This window comes from Actinotalea sp. C106, assembly GCF_023630195.1.
Taxonomy (GTDB): Bacteria; Actinomycetota; Actinomycetes; order Actinomycetales; family Cellulomonadaceae; genus Actinotalea.
Genome location: NZ_JALPKN010000551.1, coordinates 1 through 976, shown reverse-complemented (window position 1 = coordinate 976; position 976 = coordinate 1). Strand labels below are relative to the sequence as shown.

The 976-nt window shown below is 78.3% G+C and carries 1 protein-coding gene; it reads right to left on the bottom strand.

All coding sequences use genetic code 11. The features are described 5' to 3' along the window. Positions 1–976 (bottom strand): allophanate hydrolase subunit 1 (locus L0B03_RS18415; protein ID WP_250448531.1); only part of this gene is annotated, 976 nt, incomplete at both ends.

Genomic DNA, 976 nt, shown 5'->3' with positions numbered 1-976 from the left:
GACTTGGGCGAACGGTGCACCGGACGAGGCGTCCTCGACGGCGCCCGCCGCGTGGTGCACCCGCACCACGCCCGGGGCCCCCGCGACCGCGAGGACGTGGTCGCCCCCGGCCTCGAGGAGCAGCCCGCCGAGGCTCTCCAGGAGCGCCGCCGACCGCGGGTTGCCCACGACGCGGTTGGCCTGCCGGGCCGCACCCCGGTCCAGGGCCCCCGACGGTGGGACGCCGATGGCCAGGTGGTCGGCACGACCGAGGTCCTGGACGAGGGTCGCGGGTCCCGGGTCGATGACGTGCAGGGACCGGCGTGCCTCGCCCCGGTAGCCCTGCGGTCGGGGCCCCCGGACGAGGACGAGGTCGCGGACCGCCGCGAAGCGCACCCGGGTCCCGGGGACCAGCAGGGCGGGGTCGGGCCGCTCGACGTCCCAGACCGGGGCGTCGGTGCGACCGATGAGCTGCCAGCCGCCGGGCGACCGACGCGGGTACACGGCCGAGTACGGGCCGGCGAGGGCCACCGACCCCGGCGGCACCGCCGTGCGCGGACTGTTGCGACGGGGCACCTCGGGACCGCCCGCCTCCCCGACCAGGTACGCGAAGCCCGGGGCGAAGCCGAGGAAGGCCGCGGTCCAGACCTGCTCGCCGTGGGCCGTCACCACGGCCTCGGGGGACCACCCGAGGAGCCCGGCGACCCGCGGCAGGTCCTCGCCGTCGTACACGACCTCGACGGTCACCTCCTGCCCGGGATGTCGGTGGTCGCGCGGGGCCGGCAGGGTCGCGAGGGCCTCGGCCGCGCGCTGCGCCGCGGTCGCGTGCCCCAGGGTGACCATCAGGGTCGAGGCCGCGGGGACCAGCTCACGCTGACCGACGAGAGGCGCCCGGTCCAGGGCAGCCGCCAGGTCGAGCACCTCGTCGAGGTCGCTGCACTCGACGAGCACGGCCCGCTCGCCGAGCCGGTGCACGCGTCGCCGCCCGCCGCCGGGG